Origin of the sequence: Pseudonocardia halophobica (assembly GCF_027922425.1) — a bacterium.
Classification (GTDB): domain Bacteria; phylum Actinomycetota; class Actinomycetes; order Mycobacteriales; family Pseudonocardiaceae; genus Pseudonocardia; species Pseudonocardia halophobica.
The window spans coordinates 1-1,048 of the sequence record NZ_BSFQ01000143.1 but is presented as its reverse complement, the minus strand read 5'-3'; the positions used below and the strand labels follow the sequence as shown (position 1 = coordinate 1,048).

The window sequence follows — 1,048 nt, the reverse complement described above, 5'->3', positions numbered from 1 at the left end:
CCAACGCGAAGGAACCCGGCGCGCACTCACCCCCGAGGGCGTGGACGACCTGCGCGACGCCCATGACCGCACGCTCGAGGCCTTCGCCATCGCCAGCCAGGTCGGAGTCCGGATCGCCATGGGCACCGACTCCTCCGGAACGCTGTGCCCCTTCGGTGCACACGCCCGGGAGCTGGAGCTCTACGTCGAGCACGGCATGACACCGGAGGAAGCCCTGACCACGGCCACGGCTACCGCGGCCGCGCTGCTCCAGCGCGAACACCAGATCGGCAAGCTCGCGGCCGGCTTCGCCGGGGACGTCGTGGTCGTCACCGGCGACGTGCTGTCCGATATCCGACTGCTCGGTGACCAGAGCAACATCGCGCACGTCCTCACCGCCGGTGTGGACCGCAGCGGCTGTCTCGCCGCTGCGGCGTCGGTCCTCAGCTGACCGCGGCGCCAGGTCGAGCGGGCCACCACAGGGAAAGCAGGAATGCATGAGTTGGGTTCGTGTTCGGGGCTTCGCCTGCTTCGTGGCGGAGTTCGGCAGCGGTGACCGCTCTGTCGTGTTGATTCACGGGTGGTGCAGCGACTCGACCGACTGGGTCGACCAGATTTCCGCCTTCGCCGGCGACGCGCGTGTTGTGACACTCGACCTGCGGGGGCACGGGCATTCCGAACGGACCGCGAGCGGGTACGGGAGCGCGGAGCTCGCCGAGGACGTGATCGCCGTCCTCGACCATCTGGGCCTGAGCGACAGCCATCTGGTCGGGCACTCCCTGGGCGGCATCATCGCCAACCTGATCGCTGTGCGCCGCCCGGACCTGGCCCGCTCGGTCCTGCTGATCGACCCGGCCTACGGGCAGCCCGAGGAGTGGGAGGGCCAAGTTCGCGCGATCATCGGCGACCCGGCTTCCGCCGACAGCGCAGAACGAGCCGCGGTGGCAGCCGACCTCGAGCCGGAGGTACACAACAGCGTCACCGCCGCCCGCCGGATCCGACGCCGGCTACAGGCGCTCGCGCACGACCCCGAGGTCGTCTGGCCCACCTATGCCGGCATGTGGTGCGG

Annotated in this window: 2 protein-coding genes; both read left to right on the top strand. The window is 70.2% G+C overall.

What is annotated here, in order from left to right; translation table 11 throughout:
* Nucleotides 1-430, top strand: a 430-nt coding sequence (locus tag PKE99_RS37750; RefSeq protein WP_271215056.1) for an amidohydrolase family protein, incomplete at its 5' end; no start/stop codon positions are given.
* A gap of 46 nt (nucleotides 431-476) precedes the next feature.
* A partial coding sequence (locus PKE99_RS37745) for an alpha/beta fold hydrolase (RefSeq protein WP_271215055.1) occupies nucleotides 477-1,048 on the top strand: 572 nt, incomplete at its 3' end.